Annotated in this window: 18 protein-coding genes; 13 read left to right on the top strand and 5 right to left on the bottom strand. The window is 40.4% G+C overall.

Annotated elements, in window-relative coordinates; all coding sequences use genetic code 11:
• Positions 1 to 52 precede the first annotated feature (52 nt).
• Both nagE and J7E52_RS26985 read left to right on the top strand, forming a co-directional pair.
• Positions 53 to 1,963, top strand: a complete 1,911-nt coding sequence (gene nagE / locus J7E52_RS13150; RefSeq protein ID WP_214747114.1) for an N-acetylglucosamine-specific PTS transporter subunit IIBC — start codon at positions 53 to 55, stop codon at positions 1,961 to 1,963.
• 206 nt (positions 1,964 to 2,169) lie between these two features.
• Positions 2,170 to 2,295 carry a hypothetical protein gene (locus J7E52_RS26985; protein WP_286197733.1) on the top strand — a complete coding sequence of 42 codons (126 nt, stop codon included), beginning with the start codon at positions 2,170 to 2,172 and terminating at the stop codon, positions 2,293 to 2,295.
• 408 nt (positions 2,296 to 2,703) lie between these two features.
• On the opposite strand, the gene J7E52_RS13145 is transcribed toward J7E52_RS26985, so the two are convergent.
• Positions 2,704 to 4,437: an AAA family ATPase gene (locus J7E52_RS13145; protein WP_214747112.1), complete on the bottom strand. Its 1,734-nt coding sequence runs from the start codon at positions 4,435 to 4,437 to the stop codon at positions 2,704 to 2,706.
• A gap of 254 nt (positions 4,438 to 4,691) precedes the next feature.
• Here J7E52_RS13145 and def point away from each other — a divergent pair, with 254 nt between their 5' ends.
• Complete coding sequence (gene def / locus J7E52_RS13140) at positions 4,692 to 5,270, top strand: peptide deformylase (protein ID WP_214747110.1); 579 nt, start codon at positions 4,692 to 4,694, stop codon at positions 5,268 to 5,270.
• Positions 5,271 to 5,483: 213 nt separating this feature from the next.
• On the opposite strand, the gene J7E52_RS13135 is transcribed toward def, so the two are convergent.
• Entirely contained in the window at positions 5,484 to 6,998 is a 1,515-nt protein-coding gene (locus J7E52_RS13135) for an MDR family MFS transporter (protein WP_214747107.1), read from the bottom strand.
• A gap of 129 nt (positions 6,999 to 7,127) precedes the next feature.
• Here J7E52_RS13135 and J7E52_RS13130 point away from each other — a divergent pair, with 129 nt between their 5' ends.
• The 5 genes from J7E52_RS13130 (at position 7,128) to J7E52_RS26970 (ending at position 8,978) form a co-directional block, all read left to right on the top strand.
• Positions 7,128 to 7,607 carry a MarR family winged helix-turn-helix transcriptional regulator gene (locus J7E52_RS13130; RefSeq protein WP_214747104.1) on the top strand — a complete coding sequence of 160 codons (480 nt, stop codon included), beginning with the start codon at positions 7,128 to 7,130 and terminating at the stop codon, positions 7,605 to 7,607.
• A 168-nt stretch (positions 7,608 to 7,775) separates the two neighbouring features.
• The gene (locus tag J7E52_RS13125; RefSeq protein ID WP_214747102.1) at positions 7,776 to 7,916 is read left to right on the top strand and encodes a hypothetical protein; all 141 of its coding nucleotides are present in this window, start codon (positions 7,776 to 7,778) and stop codon (positions 7,914 to 7,916) included.
• A gap of 155 nt (positions 7,917 to 8,071) precedes the next feature.
• Positions 8,072 to 8,335 (top strand): hypothetical protein, encoded by a 264-nt coding sequence (locus J7E52_RS26980; RefSeq protein WP_286197732.1) that lies wholly within the window; start codon positions 8,072 to 8,074, stop codon positions 8,333 to 8,335.
• Positions 8,305 to 8,823 carry an FTR1 family iron permease gene (locus J7E52_RS26975; protein WP_286197731.1) on the top strand — a complete coding sequence of 173 codons (519 nt, stop codon included), beginning with the start codon at positions 8,305 to 8,307 and terminating at the stop codon, positions 8,821 to 8,823. Before J7E52_RS26980 ends, J7E52_RS26975 begins: the two co-directional genes overlap by 31 nt.
• Positions 8,820 to 8,978 (top strand): hypothetical protein, encoded by a 159-nt coding sequence (locus J7E52_RS26970; RefSeq protein ID WP_286197730.1) that lies wholly within the window; start codon positions 8,820 to 8,822, stop codon positions 8,976 to 8,978. Before J7E52_RS26975 ends, J7E52_RS26970 begins: the two co-directional genes overlap by 4 nt.
• A 42-nt stretch (positions 8,979 to 9,020) precedes the next feature.
• On the opposite strand, the gene J7E52_RS13115 is transcribed toward J7E52_RS26970, so the two are convergent.
• Positions 9,021 to 9,446 carry a DUF4395 domain-containing protein gene (locus J7E52_RS13115; protein ID WP_214747099.1) on the bottom strand — a complete coding sequence of 142 codons (426 nt, stop codon included), beginning with the start codon at positions 9,444 to 9,446 and terminating at the stop codon, positions 9,021 to 9,023.
• 751 nt (positions 9,447 to 10,197) lie between these two features.
• Between J7E52_RS13115 and J7E52_RS13110 the strand changes: the two genes are divergently transcribed.
• The 5 genes from J7E52_RS13110 (at position 10,198) to J7E52_RS13090 (ending at position 17,535) form a co-directional block, all read left to right on the top strand.
• Positions 10,198 to 10,629: a MerR family transcriptional regulator gene (locus tag J7E52_RS13110; protein WP_309476887.1), complete on the top strand. Its 432-nt coding sequence runs from the start codon at positions 10,198 to 10,200 to the stop codon at positions 10,627 to 10,629.
• Positions 10,630 to 10,800: 171 nt separating this feature from the next.
• Positions 10,801 to 12,117, top strand: a complete 1,317-nt coding sequence (locus J7E52_RS13105) for a hemolysin family protein (protein ID WP_396020276.1) — start codon at positions 10,801 to 10,803, stop codon at positions 12,115 to 12,117.
• 327 nt (positions 12,118 to 12,444) lie between these two features.
• Positions 12,445 to 15,246, top strand: a complete 2,802-nt coding sequence (locus tag J7E52_RS13100) for a response regulator (RefSeq protein ID WP_214747093.1) — start codon at positions 12,445 to 12,447, stop codon at positions 15,244 to 15,246.
• A gap of 32 nt (positions 15,247 to 15,278) precedes the next feature.
• Positions 15,279 to 16,112: a CheR family methyltransferase gene (locus J7E52_RS13095; protein WP_214747090.1), complete on the top strand. Its 834-nt coding sequence runs from the start codon at positions 15,279 to 15,281 to the stop codon at positions 16,110 to 16,112.
• 280 nt (positions 16,113 to 16,392) lie between these two features.
• Positions 16,393 to 17,535: a PP2C family protein-serine/threonine phosphatase gene (locus J7E52_RS13090; RefSeq protein ID WP_101225714.1), complete on the top strand. Its 1,143-nt coding sequence runs from the start codon at positions 16,393 to 16,395 to the stop codon at positions 17,533 to 17,535.
• 115 nt (positions 17,536 to 17,650) lie between these two features.
• On the opposite strand, the gene J7E52_RS13085 is transcribed toward J7E52_RS13090, so the two are convergent.
• Entirely contained in the window at positions 17,651 to 17,821 is a 171-nt protein-coding gene (locus J7E52_RS13085; protein ID WP_214747087.1) for a CsbD family protein, read from the bottom strand.
• Positions 17,822 to 17,901: 80 nt separating this feature from the next.
• Positions 17,902 to 18,660, bottom strand: a complete 759-nt coding sequence (locus J7E52_RS13080) for an alpha/beta hydrolase (protein WP_214747084.1) — start codon at positions 18,658 to 18,660, stop codon at positions 17,902 to 17,904.
• Positions 18,661 to 19,066 lie beyond the last annotated feature (406 nt).

The following is a 19,066-nucleotide window of genomic DNA, read 5'->3' as shown; positions in this document are numbered from 1 at the left end:
CTTTTCGTTCTGCTAAAATCAAAAGAAGTTAGGAACAAGGGAGATGAGTTCGATGTTAAATTTTTTACAAAAGATTGGGAAGGCATTAATGTTACCGATTGCTGTTTTGCCAGCAGCGGCTTTATTGCTTCGTTTAGGGCAACCGGATTTACTTGATATTCCATTTATGGCTGCCTCGGGACAAGCTATTTTTGATAATCTTGCCATATTGTTCGCTTTAGGTATTGCGATTGGATTATCCAAAGATGGAAGCGGTGCTGCGGCATTGGCAGGTCTTGTTGGTTACTTTGTTCTAACGAATGGTACACAAGCGATTAATAAAGATATCAACATGGCTGTTTTAGGCGGTATTATATCTGGTATAGTTGCCGCTCTTCTATATAATAGATACTCCGACATAAGACTCCCTGAATGGCTTGGATTCTTTTCAGGGAAACGATTCGTCCCGATCATCACTTCGCTTGCGATGATTATACTTGCAGGAATATTCGGTTTTGTTTGGCCGCCGATTCAAGATGTAATCAATAGTGTTGGAGACTGGATTACAGGTGCAGGGGCATTGGGAGCCGGCGTATTCGGCGTATTGAATCGCTTATTGCTTCCAGTAGGATTGCATCATGTCTTGAATAGTATGGTTTGGTTCGTTTTTGGTGAATACAATGGAGCGACAGGTGACATAAACCGTTTCTTCGCAGGGGACCCGACTGCTGGGCCCTTCATGACCGGCTTTTTCCCGATCATGATGTTCGGCCTTCCAGCTGCAGCGTTAGCGATGATTGCAGCTGCTAAGAAAGAGAAACGTAAATTGGTGACGGGGATGCTTGTTGGGTTAGCTTTCACTTCTTTCCTTACAGGAATCACTGAGCCGATTGAATTTCTGTTCATGTTCATCGCACCGGTGTTATATGTAATACATGCCCTTTTAACCGGGGTCTCTCTGGCACTTGCTGTTATATTGGATATCCATCATGGTTTTGGATTCTCCGCAGGAGCCATTGATTATTTCTTGAATTTTGGTATTGCGCAAAAACCGCTATGGTTAATACCGATTGGCTTAGTATACGCGGCAGTTTACTTCGTGATTTTCTATTTTGTCATCAAGATCATGGATTTAAAAACACCTGGCCGTGAAGATGATGAGGAAGATGTAGAAGAAGAAACTATTGTGAAAACAGGGGATAAATATACCGATATGGGATCGCTTTTCATTCAAGATCTTGGCGGTAAAGAGAATATTAAACTAATTGATAACTGTGCAACACGCTTGCGTTTACAAGTGGCCGATTCAGGAAATGTGAATGAAGCAGCCTTAAAACGGCATGGTGCGCGCGGTGTCATGAAATTGAATAAATCAAGTGTGCAGGTCATTGTTGGAACGAATGTTGAATTCGTTGCAAATGCAATGAAACAACTTGTCAAAAATGGCGTCGAGCCAAGCCAAATGAAAACAAGTCCATCTGCACAAGTGGCAGAGGATACAGTAGAAGAAAACCAAGCTTTGGGTGCAAATGACTTTGTCCTTCCAATTGAAGGAACCGTTTTACCGATAGAACAAGTTCCCGATCAAGTGTTTGCCATGAAAATGATGGGGGATGGCTTTGCTATCGAGCCGGTCAACGGAAAACTAGTATCCCCAATCGATGGGGAAGTTCTAAGCATCTTCCCGACAAATCATGCACTGGGATTGAAAATGGATAATGGTCTGGAAATTCTGATCCATGTTGGGTTGGATACAGTTAAATTAAATGGAGAAGGATTTACACCTCTTGTGCAAGAAGGTCAAAGAATAACAAAAGGAACACCTCTTTTGGAAATTGATTTAGATTTCATAAAGCGGAATGCGCCATCAACGGTCACTCCTATTATATTCACTAACTTACCTGAAGGAACGGCAGTGAAATTGCAAAAGTCAGGGATCCAGAAACAAAATGCACCAGATATCATCCAGTTGGAAAAAATATAAAACGTGTAAAAAAAGGGATGTCGACTTTGTCGACATCCCTTCAGACTGTAGACAAACTCGAAGAAAAGCGAGTTTGCCTGCAGTTTTTTTCTTTGAAAGAGGTTCCAGTTGATTCTCTTGGCTGAGCACTTGGAATCGGCAGGTTCGGTGCCATTCTGGGACCTTCGATTGGCGGAGTATTAATAGAGTTAAAGGTGCCCATTTATATGAATTTCATCAGTTTTGCACTTCCAGCCTTAATTGCAGCAGTGGCAATAATTTTCATTCAGGATAAATACAACAGTTCGAGGATCCCTATTGAGTTCCAACAACGGTACGAAAAGATAGATTGATAGAAGGCTAATGTTAGTTAGCATGATACGGAGGATATATAATGGCCAATTTCGTTTGCCAGATATGTGGTCGTGGATTTAAAAGTTATAACGAAAATGCTAAATACTGTTCCCAGAGCTGTAAAGGGACAGCCTACATAAAATATGAATTAAAGAAATGTGAACAATGCGGGAAGAAGTACAAACCAAGAAAGGCAAACAGTAAATATTGTTCTTTGGATTGCAGCAGCAAGGAAAGGGAAATCCGTAAAGGAACATATCGTGTTGACTAGGATGAGGATTTCCATCAGGTTAATTTCCCTGCATTCATTTCCGGTTTGCTTACATATATGGTCAAAAAAAAAAAGAGCCTGTTTTATCGCAAACAGGCTCTAAATATTAGGTCTTAAGACTCGGTGAATAAGAATATTAAGCATTTGAGCATATGCTGGTTATTTCTGAAGCATCAACGATACGCTGAACTTCAGATCCCTCAAGTGTCTCTTTTTTCAATAACTCTTCAACAAGCTCTTCATACTGTAGGCGATTCGAGTCAATCAACATTTCCGTTTCAGAAATCGCTTTCGTGAATAATTCCTGCATCTTTTGCTCCTTCTCACCTTTATTAAAGGTGAGGGTAAATCCATCTTGAAGCATTCCGGTATCGACCATTTGTTCAAGTAGATGTTTCGCCTGTTGCACATCTCCGCCTACACCGATGCTATGTTCTCCTAAATACATTCTTTCCGCCACGCCACCTGCTAAAATCATTTTGACTTGATCAAGCAATTCACTGGCTGTTGCCAGATGGAGTTCTTTAGGTATTGGCGCTACATATCCAAGGGCTTCCCCACGCGGAATGATGGTCGCCTTTCGAACGGAACCGGGCTTTGTCAAAGCTGCAATCAGGGCATGTCCACTTTCATGAATGGCCACGCGCCGCTTAGTATCCACATCATTCAAGGTACGTGATGTCGCTCCAAGTATCGTGCGGTCAATGGCGTAATCAAGATCCTGTTTACGAATCATATCCTGTTCATTCCTCAGGGCATGACGTGATGCAGTATCGAACAGGGAGCTTAAGTCAGCACCGGAGAAACCGGATGTGCTTTCAGCCAACTCATCCAGGGAAGCAAGGACATCTGTCGCTAGACGCTTTCCCTTCGTATGGATATTGATGATTTCCTTTCTTCCTTGTGTATCCGGAAGTGGAACTTGGAAAGAGAAATCGATCCTGCCCGGACGTAGAAATGCCTCATCGAGCATATCTTTCCGGTTGGTCGCTGCAATGAATAAAATGCCTTCATTTGGATGGCCTCCATCCAATTGCACAAGCAGTTCAGTTAACGTTTTTTCGCCTTCTTCCCCGCCATGAGCTTTCCTTTTACCAGCCAACGCGTCGACTTCATCAATGAAAATGACAGCTGGCGATTGCTTACGTGCATTTTGGAAAAGGCTGCGGACACGGGCAGCACCGACTCCAACAAACATTTCGTTGAAGGCTGAACCGCTCGTTGAGAAGAAGTTTGCACCAAGCTCTTTTGCGATTGCCTGTGCAAGCAAGGTTTTCCCCGTTCCAGGGGGGCCGTATAATAAAATGCCTTGAGGCGGCTTAATTCCAATTTTAGCTGAACGTTCAGGTTCCTTTAGTGTAGTGAGTGTCTGTAGGATTTCCTGTTTGATTTCGGATTGCAAACCGCCTACATCATCCAAAGTTATCTCTGGCAGGGGCTTTGGGGTGGAAAGGCTTTGTTTTTTACTGCCGATCCGCAATCCGCCCTTTGATTTTTTTTGTATAATGACAGCGGTTATGACGAGTGCCGCCATTAATCCGCCTAAAATCCATAATGCTGATTTATTAGTTGATGAAAAAGAATATTGAACGTTATAAGTTTCGACAAGTTTATTGATCATTTGACTGTTGGGAGGAATACTGGAAACGTATTCTCCATCTGGCGTGGAGATGTGAAGAGTGCCATTTCTTTTTTCTTCAATGGTGACAAGGGCTCCATTTTGGGCTTTAATCGTCTTTTCCACCGAAGAAAAGGGAATGACCATATCCTTTGACTGAGTGACAACATACCAACTGATTCCAGAAATTATCACAATGAGAGCCGTCAGGAACGGCAGCAATTTCGAAACTAATTTAGAGTTCGAGTTCAATTTTTCATCTCCTTTAAGTATATATATTCAGTATAAAATTTTTAAACATGTAATCTATAGGCCTTTATACCTTAAATTAAAGGTAAATAATGTAAAGGTGAAGAAATTACATATTTTGTGAAAAATTAAAGAATGAAGTCCGGTATTTAGAAGTATTTAATCTAACCTGGATATTAGACTTTTTAAATACGAAATGCTAAAGTGAAATGGTCTAAGTCATGAAAAAATAAAATGGTAGAAGAGTGTGAAGTTCTATGAGTAAATTTATAAAAGACTATATGATTACGATGAAGGATATCGTTAGAGAAGGAGATCCCATTCTGCGTCAGGTAACGGATGAAGTCAGCCTGCCGATTTCGGATGAAGATCGTGAAACGTTGGAATGCATGATGCAATACCTGAAAAATAGCCAGGACCCAAAACTCCAAAAGAAGTACAATTTGCGTGAAGGCGTTGGGTTGTCTGCCAATCAGATAGGCTTGAATAAACGCATGTTCGTCATGTATTTTCCAGACGAAAAGGGGAAGCTGTTTGAATATGCCCTTGTGAATCCGAAAATCATCAGCCATTCTGCCACAATGATCTATTTACCTCAAAGTGAAGGCTGCCTTTCAGTCGACCGTGATATTAAAGGATATGTACCGCGTTATGAACGGGTTAAAATTAAAGCTTTGGACGGTAATGGTGAGGAAATAGAGATGCGGCTGAAGGGCTTTGCTGCAATCGTGTTTCAACATGAGTTAGATCATTTAAACGGGATCATGTTTTATGACCGGATCAATACCGAAAACCCTTTCAAGCTTCCGGAAAACGTGGAAGTGAAAAGTCTGTAAACCAAAAAGGCAAAGCGCCATGCTTTGCCTTTTTACTGTTATATGGCTTAGGAAGCATATCCTCTTCCATATGCAGACCACTGAATATGGCCAGGTTCATTTGCTGGTATCCTTCTGAAGTGAGGTATCAAGCGACCCAAGTCGCAGGACGACTTAATATGGGGTCGAATATCGGATCAATGGCACCATTAGTTCCTCTGCAAGGCTTTTTGTTTATTGTAAGTATTCCTTTTTTGAAGGTGTTTCCACTCTTGTTTTTCCCATGAAGAACACAGTGATTGCTGCAAGACCGATCGGAATGAGAGCCAAGGTGAATATCAATGATATCGAATCGGACATCGCATGTACGATTTTATCCAGGATAAAGTCCGGAATCTCGGCACGTGCGTCCGATTGGAAGAGCTGTCTTGGGTCCTCCATCAATCCGGCTGTATCCGGACTTCCTTGCATTCCTTTAAACGCCTCCGTCATTTTACTTGTGAATACATTGGTCTGAATCGCTCCATAAATCGTTACACCGAGTGTCATCCCAAAAGAACGGAGGAATGAGTTTGTTGAGTTGGCCGACCCCCGGAATCTAGGTTCCAGGTTGTGAATGGATGCTATAGGCAAAAGGGAGAAGGAAAAGCCCATGCCAAATCCAGTCAAAATCATGTACAAAGTTAATAAAGTCCTGCTGGTATCAGGGGTGATGGTCCCTAATAAAAGCATTCCTGCAAAATAACAGATGACGGAAATCGTCATTAAGTTGCGAAAGCTTGTCTTTGTATTGAATATCCCCCCAACTGCACTGCCGAATACAGAACCAAGCATCATGGGAGTTAGGATCAATCCGGCATTTGTTGCGGAACCACCGTAAACTGCCTGCACGAAAATCGGGATATATACGGTTAATATAATGAATGTACCGCCATAAAGAATGGCTAAAATCTGAGAAGTGGCAAATAATCGCCTTTTAAACAGCCATAATGAAATGATTGGATCTTTTGCTCTTTTTTCGAAAAAGAAAAATGAAACGAAGAAAACCACAAAACTGGCAAACAGACCTATGATAGGAGAAGAACTCCAGCCATACTCCCCGCCTAGTTCGAGAGCGAACATTAAGCTGATAACCGCAATGACGAGAGTTGCTGCGCCACCCCAATCAACTTTTTGCTCTTGGGTGTTGGGTGACTCCTTGTAATAATTCCAGATGAAAAATAAAGAAATGATCCCAATTGGAACATTGACGTAAAAAATCCAGTGCCAGCTGGAGTATTCAGTAATATAAGCACCTAAAAGTGGTCCCAATACGCTTGAGGCCCCAAATACAGCGCCGAATAGGCCAGTTAATTTTCCGCGTTTTTCAGGTGGGAAAATATCAAAAATGATCGTAAAGGCTATAGGCATCAAAGCGCCTCCGCCTATCCCCTGGATTGCACGGAAGATACTTAACTGCACTATGCTCTGAGCCATACCACATAATGCGGAACCGATTAAAAAGACTATAAGTCCAAAAATAAAAAACCGCTTTCTTCCATACATGTCGGAAAGCTTACCGAATATCGGCATGCTTGCCATCGTGGCGACCATATAGGCAGATGTCACCCATACAAACTTATCGAATCCGCCTAAATCAGAAACGATCGTTCCCATTGCAGTCGCAACAATCGTATTATCCATTGCTGACATCAAGATACCCAATAGTAAACCGGCAACAATGAATTTTTGTTTTTTTTGAGCGTTCATTTATTTTCCTCCTTCGTATCAACCAGCTCATGAATTTCCTTTACATGGTTGAAGGATAAACGTTAAGATGAAACAAAACATTTATCTTGAAAATCAAGATAAATTTAAGTGTAAAAGGGGTGGCATTTTATGTCAAGCGATAATAGGGTGCATGCAGCTTTGTTAGAGAGTTTAACACACAGATTGCAGCGGTATGGAATGAGATCCGTTTTATTTCAACAAAATATGGCCCAGAAAATAGGGGTGTCCCATACGGACTTGAAGAGTGCTGAAATATTGAATGAAACAGGACCGATTACCGCTGGTGAATTATCCAAACTTACAGGATTGAGCACGGGATCGGTTACGGCACTGATCAATCGCCTTGAGAAATCCGGTTATGTTAAAAGAGGTCGAGATCAATTGGACGGAAGACGGGTAATGATTGCACCGATACCTGAAAGGCAGGAACAGATTAAATCACACTATCAATCGCTCTCTATGGCCACCAAGGAGTTATGTTCCGCTTATAATGAACAAGAGCTAAAATTCATCAATCAATTCATTGAGGATATTACAAAAATCATGGACAAGGAAAATGACAAATTAATGAGTGAGCGGGAAAGGTAGCCGATATGTAGGCTGCCTTTTTTATTTTTAGCCATCTGTGAGCTTCTTATCAAAAGTAAAAGGGATAGAGTGAAATTTTTTCGAAGAGGATGAACAATGTCACGTTTCCATTAAAATATATATTTATAATGATTTTCATTATCTTCTAATATGAATCTATCATTTCAAATGAAGGTAAAATCCGGAGAGCTTGAGGAAGTATCGAAAAATATCGATCTTTTCGAGAAAGATTGGCAAACGGTAAAAACGGAAAGCGAGAGTGCGAGGGAAGTCGACGAGAGGCTATCTGCGGTAAAAAGTGCTGTGTGAGAGCAAGCCTCCACAGATGAAATCAAGAAGCGATTATCGGCATTATCAAGTACTCTTGTTACTTATCTGCCGTTGATCAGCTAAATGAAATATTAACAATTTGGCCTAATGTCGAAGGGGAGGTCTCCACAAGGGACAGCAAGCTTTGCAGCGATATGGAAACGAAAGTCCCGGCAGCAATCAGCCTATTGCAATCGAAAAAGGTAAATGCGGATGAAGCGAAGGGAATCGTATCCGATTTAAACACAAGGTTACTCCCTTTAATTGATGATACGGGTTATACAACATGGGATGCCGCTTTGATCCTTTTACGGGAAGGGTTGGAGGCACTCTTGATTGTAGCTACATTATTGTTTCCTAAAGAAAATCGGGCAAGCGACAAACAAAAATGGATTTGGACAGGGTTTGGGCGGGTTTAGTTGCCAGTTCCATATTGGCGGTCATAATCAATATCGTTTTCTCTCAGATCACGGCTGCGTCAAGCCGGGAATATATTGAGGGAATCACTGGGATAATAGCCGTATCGATGATGTTGACAATTGGTCTTTGGCTTCATGGTAAATCGAATGTTCATGCATGGAACCGGTATATCGACAAGCAAATGAACCAAGCCAATGCGACAGGAAGCATCATCTCTTTCGCTTTGATCAGTTTTCTATCCATATTTCGTGAAGGTGCCGAGACGATTATCTTTTATGCCGGTATGGCTCCTTATATGGAATTAAAGCAGCTGCTGAGCGGGATTTTCCTTGCCTTCCTCATTTTAGTGGTAATTGGTTTCATCATGCTGCGCTATAGTGTGAAATTACCGATGACCCTATTCTTTAAAGTGGCAACGGTACTCATATATGCATTGCTTTCAAGATTCTTGGAGTCTCCATCCATTCACTTCAGGTTTCGCAGGTGATACAGACAAATACGATCACATCCTTTCCCTTTGTAGAAACGATAGGTCTTTATCCAACAATGGAAACGCTGGTGCCGCAAGCTGTATTAATTTTGCTGATCGCATTGGCCACCATTTGGGTCAAAAAGAGCAATTCCTTACGTGCAACCGAATAATAAAATGGGACTGACATGTGTCAGTCCCATTTGTGTGCAGTATTAGCGAATAGATCGCCGATAGGAATATTGCTTCCATTGATAAAGGATAAAGCAGCCGATGCAGAATCCAAGAATGGCTATGAGGGAAGCCAAGCCGACCATCAAGGTGAATATATAACCGGTAACATTCCAGCCAAGCAAAAAAGAAGTGAATCCAAGTCCTAAGCAAACGACTGCTATGGCCTGGTTGAATTGTTGCTGTGAATGATCTTCAGGAATATAATCGGACGGTTTCTTTTTCAGAAAAAGCTTTGCGAGACGCATCACTGGATTGAAATTAAAGAGAAGACCTAAAAGTCCTGCTGTTAGAGGAATCACTAATATCCATATTTGTCCCGTCAATAAGGCGGTGGCTACGCTTAACAAAATGACCCATTGATTCGTACGTACTAAGGGACGGGGGATGGAGCGAATTTCTCTCGACATACAACACCAACCTTCCTGATGTGTTTTATTATATTTTATCTTTATTTTAATCACTTGTGAAGTCTAATAAAATAAAGTCAAAAACTCGCCTTATTTATAATAATTTTAATTTAGTATTGATTATCATTATAAAAGTAGTATAATATGTATAGCAAGCAAATAAAGTGAGGAGGACGTATAAATGGCAGCAAAAGTTTGTGAAACATGCGGAACACCAATAAAAAAGCTAAAGCATTCTTCCCTATGCCAATGCGGTCCTAAGATATTGAGCAATCAATTCTCAGTTAAAACAAAAAAATAATATCCCATGGTATAGATTATAAATTAAACCGATTATCAATTAATCGGTTTTTGTTTTTAGACAAAAGGGGTTTTACCAAAAAATTCAAAACAAAGTTGATTGGAACGAAAAGGTGCGAGACTCCTGCGGGAAAAGCGCGTCGTGGGAGACCCCGCAGGCGCAAGGCGCCGAGGAGGCTCCCGGACCGCCCGCGGAAAGCGAGTGCCTGGAGTGGAAATCGACGACGTTCGAGGTTTTATAAACCCTCATAAAAATTGAGACAAACTTTATTTTTATCGAGTTTGACTACAGTCTGAAACCGATTAATCAAATTAATCGGTTTTTGTTTTTCCAATGAAGGGTAAAGAGGATAATAAATATTTTTCATTTACATTAAAATAATGTACGATTATGGAATAGAATAAAACGTCATGGAGGAAAAGACATACTTTCAGTTAGTCAAACCATCACGTGACGGTTAGGAGGGGTTATAATGGGAACGAGACTTTAAAAATTGGCGAATTGGCGGAAATGGCGAATGTTACGAAACGAACTGTAGATTATTATACAAACCTGGGCTTGCTTAAAGCAGAACGTTCCGCCTCTAATTACCGTTATTATTCAGTCGGTGAACTTGAAAGGCTTCGTCGTATCGAGGGATACAAAAGAGAAAACCTTTCATTGGAAGATATTAAAGAATTACTTAAAAAGGATAAGGAAGCCGCATCAGCAATTGAGGAAAAAGGTCTTCAACTCAAGAATAAAATGGATGGCCTAAACGAGGAACTCCAGGAATTCATCAGCTTGATTGAAAAGGACGGAAAAAGTGAGTTCCTTCTAAAAAAACAGATATCCCGCGAAAGCATGGCCTTGATCGAATCATTACTAGTGTTGCTGGTATGATTAAAATTTATCCCTATAGTTTTATGCACAAAGGTGCATATTAACGATATAGGCTAAATGGTTTTGATAAGGCAAAAATCGCTTTTTGAAACGAAAATAACCATTTATACAGGAGGTGCTTGGGATTAAGCCGTACATGTCTAATCCGAAGGTAATAAGGATAGGCATAATATGGCGAACCCACACATATTGGAGATTTTTATAAAATTATTAGCAGTAGCTGTATTAATAGCATTAACCGCATTTTTCGTTGCATCGGAATTTGCAATCGTGAAAGTCAGAAGTTCCCGAATCAATCAGTTGATTGAAGAAGGGCATAGAAATGCCCTTGCAGCCAAGAAAGTGACATCACATATCGATGAGTACTTATCTGCCTGTCAATTGGGGATTACGGTAACCGCCTTAGGTTTAGGGGTGTTGGGTGAACCGACGGTCGAGGCGATCTTAAAACCATTGTTCACTAAATGGGGATTAGAAGAGTCTGTAAGTCACATCATCTCGTTCCTGATCGCCTTCGGTTCTGTAACATTCCTTCATGTTGTAGTGGGCGAACTGGCACCGAAAACGGTTGCGATTCAAAAGGCAGAAGAGGTAACCTTGCTTTTTTCAAAGCCGTTAATTCTCTTTTACCGCATTTTGTACCCATTCATTTGGTTACTGAATGGTTCAGCGCGACTCCTGACGGGCATGTTCGGTTTAAAGCCTGCGTCTGAGTCCGAAATGGCCCATTCTGAAGAAGAGCTGCGCATCATTTTATCGGAAAGCTATAAAAGCGGTGAGATCAACCAATCCGAATACAAATATGTTAATCAGATATTTGAATTTGATGAGCGTATTGCCAATGAAATCATGGTTCCGCGTACGGAAATGACTGTTATCGAAAAGGGCATGCCATTATTGGAAGTTGTTGAACTGATTCAGGAAGAACAATACACGAGATATCCGGTCATAGACGGTGATAAAGATAATGTCGTGGGAATGGTCAATATCAAGCGGCTTTATACAGCGACGATTACAGAAGATAATGTAACAGCTTTGACGGTGGATTCCTTTGTAACACCCATTATCCGTGTTCTTGAAACGATCGCCATTCATGATCTGCTGCTGAAAATGCAGAAGGAACGGATCCATATGGCAGTATTGACTGATGAATATGGCGGAACTGCGGGTCTTGTTACGGTTGAAGACATCCTTGAAGAGATCGTCGGGGAAATCCGTGATGAATTTGACCAGGATGAACGTCCGCTCATTCAAAAGATTGATGAAGGGCACTATGTATTCGACGCAAAAACATTGGTTGAAGATGTCAATGATACCCTTGCGATCGATTTGCCGGAGGAAGATATCGATACATTGGGTGGATGGTTCCTGACAGGCAGATTTGAGATTGCTGTCGGGGATAAAATCGAATACGCCGGATATGAATTTACTGTAAAGGAAATGGACGGTCACCATATTTTATATGTTGAAGTGAAGAAGATTAAATAAACAGGATTACAACAAGGGCCGAAAGTGGAAACTTTCGGCTTTTTAATGTTCCTCGCTTCGAACGATGGCACTTATAACAATGTTCAAGGCAGACTGTTACTTAATTGGAAAATGAATTCATTTAAAATAACACAGTAGATAACAATTTTTGCTTGGAAAATGTTAAAATGACTCTGAGCAATGAATCTATCTATATATCATTTTAAAGTTTCAAAGAATATAAGTGAAAATTCTTCAAAAGTAATACTAATGATAGTATTAAGATTTATTTTGCAAAGCCGCTTTTTTTCGGGCTGGTATAAATAAGTATTGAAGGTGGGCGGAAAAATGGGTTTTAAGAAGAAGCAAATGTTGGGATTTGGTTTGATCTTGCTTTTCTTGGCTATTTTACTTTCTTTCATGATGGTTACGCTTAATAATTTAAAGAGCAGTATGACTGAAATAGTTGAAAATCGCTATGAAAAAGTATCAGCTTCGATGGAAATCCGTCAGCTTTTTTCCAGGTCGGACCGTGAGATCCTGTTTGCAGCTAATGATGCAAACAAAGAAGAAAGAGCAGGGAGCCTCGAAATCATCAACGAGAATCATAGTTTGATTGAATCAAAAATTGCCGGGTTATCAGGTTCGTTAAGTAAGGCGAAAGCAAAGCAATTATTGAAAGAGTTCGAGACTCAATATGCTTCTTACTCCATAACGGAGGCTGAGATCATCCAAAAGATAAAATCGGGAAACTCTTCGGATGACCTCTCTAGCCTGATGGAGGACCAAAGGGAAAAACGAACGAAAGTCATCAGTACGATGGATGACTTTAAGGATTACCAAGAAGGTGTCATGAAAGATACATTAAGCAATACAAAACAAACCTATGAAGATATGATCGGTTTTGTAATTTTCGCTGTTATTCTCAGCATTTTGGTTATTTCGGTAACGGTTGTTTGGATGATCCGCGGTACATCGAAAGATCTGCAATCGATTACGAAGGTCATCAAAAATATCGATTATAAAAATTTATCGGTCATACCAAGAGTTCCGGTTCGGACTACTGATGAAATTGGCGATATAGCAAGATCGTTCAACGATATGGCGGACTCGCTTGAAATCTATAATCAAAAAGAGAAAGAATTCACCGAAAAGATCAGTGAACAGAACTGGATCCAGACCCGTGTTGCAGATATAGCTACAATGTATCAGCGCATTGTTGATGTGGAAGTTCTGGCAGACCGGTTCATTACAAGACTTGCACCGATGATGGGAGCTTCAATTGGAGCTTTTTACGTCAAACGGGGCGAGGGCGTGGATATGCGTTTTGTGAAGCTTGCCAGCTTTGCGGGAGATGGCGAAGATTCAGGCAGACGTGAATTCCGTCTTGGCGAAGGTTTGATCGGACAATGCGCCCTTGAAAAGGAATCGAAAGTCATTGAAGATATCCCTGAAGATTTTCAATTGGTTACGACAGGATTAGGGGAAGTAAACCCGAAAAGCATTGTCATTGCGCCGGTCGTTTTTGAGGATGAAGTGGTGGCGATGGTTGAACTGGCAAGTTTGGAGACCTTTACGAAGCTGCAAAAAACTTTCCTGAACCAGGTTCTTGATACTCTGGGCATCACGATTAATAATGTAGAGGGCCGGATGGAAATAGAACGTTTATTGAAAGAATCTCAGGCACAGACCGAAGAGTTACAGGCTCAATCAGAAGAATTGCAATCACAGTCTGAGGAAATGCAAGCCCAATCGGAGGAACTGCAAACACAGGCTGAAGAGTTGCGAATGATCAATGAACAATTAGAAGAGAGAAATCGTGAAACGGAAGAAAAATCGAAAGAGCTTCAAGTCGCTAAACTGAATCTTGAAAAACAAGCGGAAGAATTGAAGTTAAGTTCCAAATATAAATCAGAGTTCATGGCAAATATGTCCCATGAATTGCGGACACCGCTCAATAGTATCCTGATTTTATCAGAAATGCTTTCAGATCCGAATGATAGTAAATTAAATGAAGAGCAACAGGAATTCGCTCGTGTCATTAATTCATCAGGCCAAGACTTATTAACGTTGATCAATGACATTTTGGATTTATCCAAAGTTGAAGTCGGAAAGCTTGAAGTGGTCTTTGACGAAATGAATTTGAGTGAACTTCCTGAGTTATTGCACCGTAACTTCGATCACGTAGCGAAGAAAAAGAACATTGACTTTATAATAGAAAAAAGTAAAAACGTTCCGGATATTTTCTTTACGGATGAACAGCGCTTCCAGCAAATTTTGAAAAACCTGTTATCCAATGCATTTAAATTCACGGAAAAAGGCTCTGTGACTGTACAAATCAAAAAAGCTGATGAAGAAAATGTAGCACAATGGATACAGACAAAAGGAGCTAGCAATTGGGTTGAAATTAAGGTGACGGATACGGGCATCGGAATTTCAAAAGAGAAGCAAAAGCTTATCTTTGAAGCGTTCCAGCAAGGTGACGGAGCTACAATGAGAAAATATGGCGGTACAGGACTAGGGCTATCGATTTGCCGGGAGTTTGCCAAACTTCTGGGAGGCTGGGTCATTGTAGATAGTGAGGAAGGGCAAGGCAGTACCTTTACTTTCTTTATTCCAAGCATGCCAGAGGGCTTCAAAAATGTCGGCGAAGCAATAGCTGCTTCTCCAGAAGTGGCAGCAGCCAACCACGATGATTCTGCCGCGCCTTTTGACGGTCAGGGAGAACAGGATGTAGTTATAATGGATGAAGAAGATCGGGAGAAGGCCAAACCATTCTGTAATAAAACAGTACTGGTCGTCGATGATGATCACCGTAATATATTTGCTCTGAAAAATGCGCTGAAGCATGAGGGGATGGAAATCCTTACAGCTGAAAACGGCTTTGAATGTTTGGAGCTCCTTGAAAAAGGAAACGATATAGATGTTATTTTGATGGATATCATGATGCCAGGCATGGACGGTTACGAAACGATGACCAGGATTCGCGAGCAAAGTAAGTTCGAGGATCTTCCAATCATCGCGTTAACTGCGAAAGCGATGAAAGGCGATAGGGAAAAATGCCTGAAGGCCGGCGCTTCCGATTATGTCAGCAAGCCGTTAAAATTGGATCAGCTGCTATCCGTCCTAAGAGTATGGCTGACTAATTGATTGATAGATAGTACGGGTAAGGAAGGTTTTGCATGAAGGATACTTTAACGATTGAGGAAAGAGAAGATTTAGAAATCGAATTATTGTTAGAGGCCATATATTCCGTTTCTGGCTTTGACTTTCGCAAATATATGCGTTCTTCAATAAAAAGAAGAGTTGAAAATAGAATGAGACTGGACCATGTTCGCAGGATTAGCGGAATGATTGAAATGGTTTTATATGAAAAAGGGTATGTTGAAAAGCTTTTGAAAGATTTTTCAATAAATGTCACTGAAATGTTTCGCGATCCGGATTTCTTTAAATCCTTTCGTTTAAATATTGTGCCGCTCCTGAAAAAACTTCCTGAAATCAGAATTTGGCATGCGGGATGTTCGACCGGTGAAGAAGCCTTTTCCATGGCGATCATCCTCAAGGAAGAAGGACTTTATGATAAGGCGAGGATTTATGCCACTGATATGAATGATGAAATCCTCCGTCATGCGGAAAAGGGAATATTACCTTTAAATAGAATGCAGTCTTATACGAAAAACTATTTGCAAGCTGGTGGCAACCAGGAATTTTCGGAGTATTATACAACCGATTATCAAAATGCTTATCTTGACCCGAATCTCCTTAAAAACATTGTGTTTTTCCAGCATAATTTAGTTACTGATGGTTCGTTCAATGAGTTTCATATCATCATGTGCCGGAATGTGATGATTTACTTTACCAGTGAATTACAGACCTATGTTAATCAGTTGTTTTATGACAGTCTTTGTAAAGACGGCTTCCTTGCGGTCGGCAGCAAGGAAACACTTCATACATCATCCTTTTCGGAAGATTATGAGGACTTTGACTCAAAGGAACGAATTTATCGGAAATTGTAAAAAGAAAGAGTTCGCATATAAGCGGACTCTTTCTTTTTAATTTAGTGTATTATTTTTCGTTTTTTTTTTCATTTCTATGTTTGAGGTATCGGAAGAAGGGGTATAAATAATGAGTTGGTCTCCATGTAGCATCACTATCGTGGTTTATTATTATTAAAAGAGACTGAACTTCGTTATAATATAATAGAAAAATCCCTATTAAGGGAGCTTTATGAAAGTACTGATCCATATAAAAAGATAAATGTTGCCGCTCGATATAAGCCAAAAGGGGAATGAAAGAATGACGATTTTAATCGTAGATGATAACCAGGTTAACCTTTTCGTTATAGAGAAAATTCTAAAACGAGCTGGCTATACGGATTTTCTATCATTAACTTCAGCTGTTGAGATGTTTGAATATTTACAGGTGGATAGTCCGCAACCTAAAGAGACTTCAGTTGATATCATTCTGCTTGATATCATGATGCCGGAGATCGATGGGATAGAGGCGTGCAGGAGACTTCAAAGTATTCCTCACCTTAGAGATATACCCGTCATTTTTGTGACCGCCCTTGAAGATTCAAACAAGGTCGCCGAGGCACTTGATGTTGGCGGAATTGATTATATAATGAAGCCTATCAATAAAATAGATTTACTTGCGAGGATTCGCGTGGGGTTAAGACTTAAATATGAAAAAGATTGGCATAAAATGCAGGATGAAAAAATCCGCAATGAATTGGATCTTTCCATGCAGGTTCAAAGCGGTTTATTAAGTGAACCCATTATAAATGACCACTTAACCATAAGGGCATCATACTTACCTGCGAATAAATTGGCAGGGGATATGTATTATTGGCACCGCATCGATGAAAGTCGGTATGGGATCATCCTGCTGGATATGATGGGGCATGGCATTTCCGCCTCACTTGTGTGCATGTTCATTTCCTCCGTATTGAGGGATGCCATCAGGATACATACGGATCCAGTGGCAGTGATAAACGAAATGAATCGCTGGATGAGTACCCTTAATAAAGAAGATAATCCAGTGCATTATTATTTTACCGCAATTTATATGGTCATTGATACAGAGCAAAAGACAGTGGAATATGTGAATGCCGGACATCCTCCGGGATTTGCTTTAATGGACGATGGAAAAGTGGCGTCACTTTCAAAAGGGACATGTCCTGTTGGGTTCTTCACCGAGATGAAAATAGAGAAGTCCGTCATTCATTATGAAGAGAAGATTCAGCTTATGCTATTTACGGATGGAGTCATGGAAGCGATAGATCGAGAAGGGACGGAAGGACTCGACCAAATAAAAGAAGCGGTCTCGACGAGATGGTTTGATTGTAAAGAATCTCCCCCTATCGATTTTTTGATGTCCCCGGAAATGCAGCAAGATCAACCTGATGATATGTGTGTTGTTGTTATTCAAGCAAATTGAAGAAGGAAGAGGCGGCAGATTATCTGCCGCCTCTTCTCTATAAAAGGGGGGATCACTTTTATGTGAAATGAGAATGTTCGTTAAGAGAGTGAATCATGTATTCGGCTATTTGCCATTAACGGTCATTTTTCAATTTACTAACGCCATCTTGGAGATTGCCTTTTAATTTATCGACTTTACCTTCTGCTTGTAAGTGAGGATCATTTTTCGCGTTTCCGACTTGGTCTTTCGTTTCACCTTTAACTTTATTCACAGTACTTTTTATTTTGTCTGATAAACCGCTCATTATGTTACCTCCTTTTTCTTTATATACTGTATATACCCATGAAGTATATGGATAAACCTGATTTATATGGAGAAAGGAGTTCAAGAAGCGATTATTACCCTTTTACTTAACCTTTGAATGAATTGATATGACCTTCCAATGATAAGGTCTTTGTCATGATCCAACGAGGCCACATGATATGAATTTTCAAGGGGCGCCATCTCCTTATCCCCGGACATGACAGTATCGTAAATCTGATAGGAACACGAGTCTGGTACAACGTGATCTTCTGGAGAGTGGAAGATAAGTATCGGGCACGAAACGTCTATTAGTTTTTGACTGGTATGTTCCATTATATCAAGCAATTGATTAATCGCTTGTGATGGAACTTGGTCATATGTGATTTCTTTAGTTGTATTGTCTTTTATGTCCGGCTTGCCTTCAGGAACGAAGCGTGGAACCGATTGGTTGCGATATATTTCATATTCAGGAACTTGGAGAGCGGCATTGATGGTGAGAATTCCATCACAAGCCACTTTGGTCGCTAAATCGAGAACAAGGGCGCCTCCCATTGATTGTCCGATGGCGAATACATGGGTGCAAGTTCGCTTTAATTTTGCATAAGCCATTTCAACATCCTGTATCCATTCCTGATAATTACTTCTTTCCATTTCATATTCATCCGTTCCGTGGCCCGCCAGTCGAGGAGCGAAGACAGTAAAGCCTTTGGCAGCGAACTTTTCACCTAAATACCTTACGCTTTGTGGCGTTCCGTTAAAACCATGGCAAATAAGAATGCCGATAGAATTGCCGGGTAAGAAAAAAGATTCCGCACCTGGTATTACCATTGCTGCTGTCATATTCCCATCTCCTTTAATTTAGCTAAGTTTTATTAAAAGAAAGTTCATAAATAAAATTAACTATTCCGATTATTTTACTTGGTTATATAATAGCATACTAAAAATTGTGAAGTCAACTTGGTTATATTCCAAACTTCATTATCATTAAGAAGCATTAAAAAAGGATATAAAGATACTTATTAGGTCTATTTCGTGTATGGTTGCCATTCTTAACTATAAGTACTGTCTTGTTGATTAACTGAACAAGCTAATAACAGGTCCAAGATATAAATATAAGAAATGAAGAAAAAGCGTTGACTTTAAAGTGAAATGGGATTAATATAAATAAGCACCAACTAAGACAAACGAAAAACTTCATCGCTTTTGGCTGATTGCTGAAAGAAATAATAATAACTATTGACTTCTT

The organism is Bacillus sp. ISL-34 (assembly GCF_018613325.1).
Classification (GTDB): domain Bacteria; phylum Bacillota; class Bacilli; order Bacillales; family DSM-1321; genus Peribacillus.
The sequence above is the reverse complement of the archived record's forward strand: the minus strand, read 5'-3'. Positions and strand labels throughout refer to the sequence as shown.

Coding starts and splice junctions, on each gene's coding strand:
- nagE (WP_214747114.1), top strand. CDS start 53: ATGTTAAATTTTTTACAAAAGATTGGGAAGGCATTAATGTTACCGATT.
- J7E52_RS26985 (WP_286197733.1), top strand. CDS start 2,170: ATGAATTTCATCAGTTTTGCACTTCCAGCCTTAATTGCAGCAGTGGCA.
- def (WP_214747110.1), top strand. CDS start 4,692: ATGAGTAAATTTATAAAAGACTATATGATTACGATGAAGGATATCGTT.
- J7E52_RS13135 (WP_214747107.1), bottom strand. CDS start 6,998: ATGAACGCTCAAAAAAAACAAAAATTCATTGTTGCCGGTTTACTATTG.
- J7E52_RS13130 (WP_214747104.1), top strand. CDS start 7,128: ATGTCAAGCGATAATAGGGTGCATGCAGCTTTGTTAGAGAGTTTAACA.
- J7E52_RS13125 (WP_214747102.1), top strand. CDS start 7,776: ATGAAGGTAAAATCCGGAGAGCTTGAGGAAGTATCGAAAAATATCGAT.
- J7E52_RS26980 (WP_286197732.1), top strand. CDS start 8,072: ATGGAAACGAAAGTCCCGGCAGCAATCAGCCTATTGCAATCGAAAAAG.
- J7E52_RS26975 (WP_286197731.1), top strand. CDS start 8,305: ATGGATTTGGACAGGGTTTGGGCGGGTTTAGTTGCCAGTTCCATATTG.
- J7E52_RS13115 (WP_214747099.1), bottom strand. CDS start 9,446: ATGTCGAGAGAAATTCGCTCCATCCCCCGTCCCTTAGTACGTACGAAT.
- J7E52_RS13105 (WP_396020276.1), top strand. CDS start 10,801: ATGGCGAACCCACACATATTGGAGATTTTTATAAAATTATTAGCAGTA.
- J7E52_RS13100 (WP_214747093.1), top strand. CDS start 12,445: ATGGGTTTTAAGAAGAAGCAAATGTTGGGATTTGGTTTGATCTTGCTT.
- J7E52_RS13095 (WP_214747090.1), top strand. CDS start 15,279: ATGAAGGATACTTTAACGATTGAGGAAAGAGAAGATTTAGAAATCGAA.
- J7E52_RS13090 (WP_101225714.1), top strand. CDS start 16,393: ATGACGATTTTAATCGTAGATGATAACCAGGTTAACCTTTTCGTTATA.
- J7E52_RS13085 (WP_214747087.1), bottom strand. CDS start 17,821: ATGAGCGGTTTATCAGACAAAATAAAAAGTACTGTGAATAAAGTTAAA.
- J7E52_RS13080 (WP_214747084.1), bottom strand. CDS start 18,660: ATGACAGCAGCAATGGTAATACCAGGTGCGGAATCTTTTTTCTTACCC.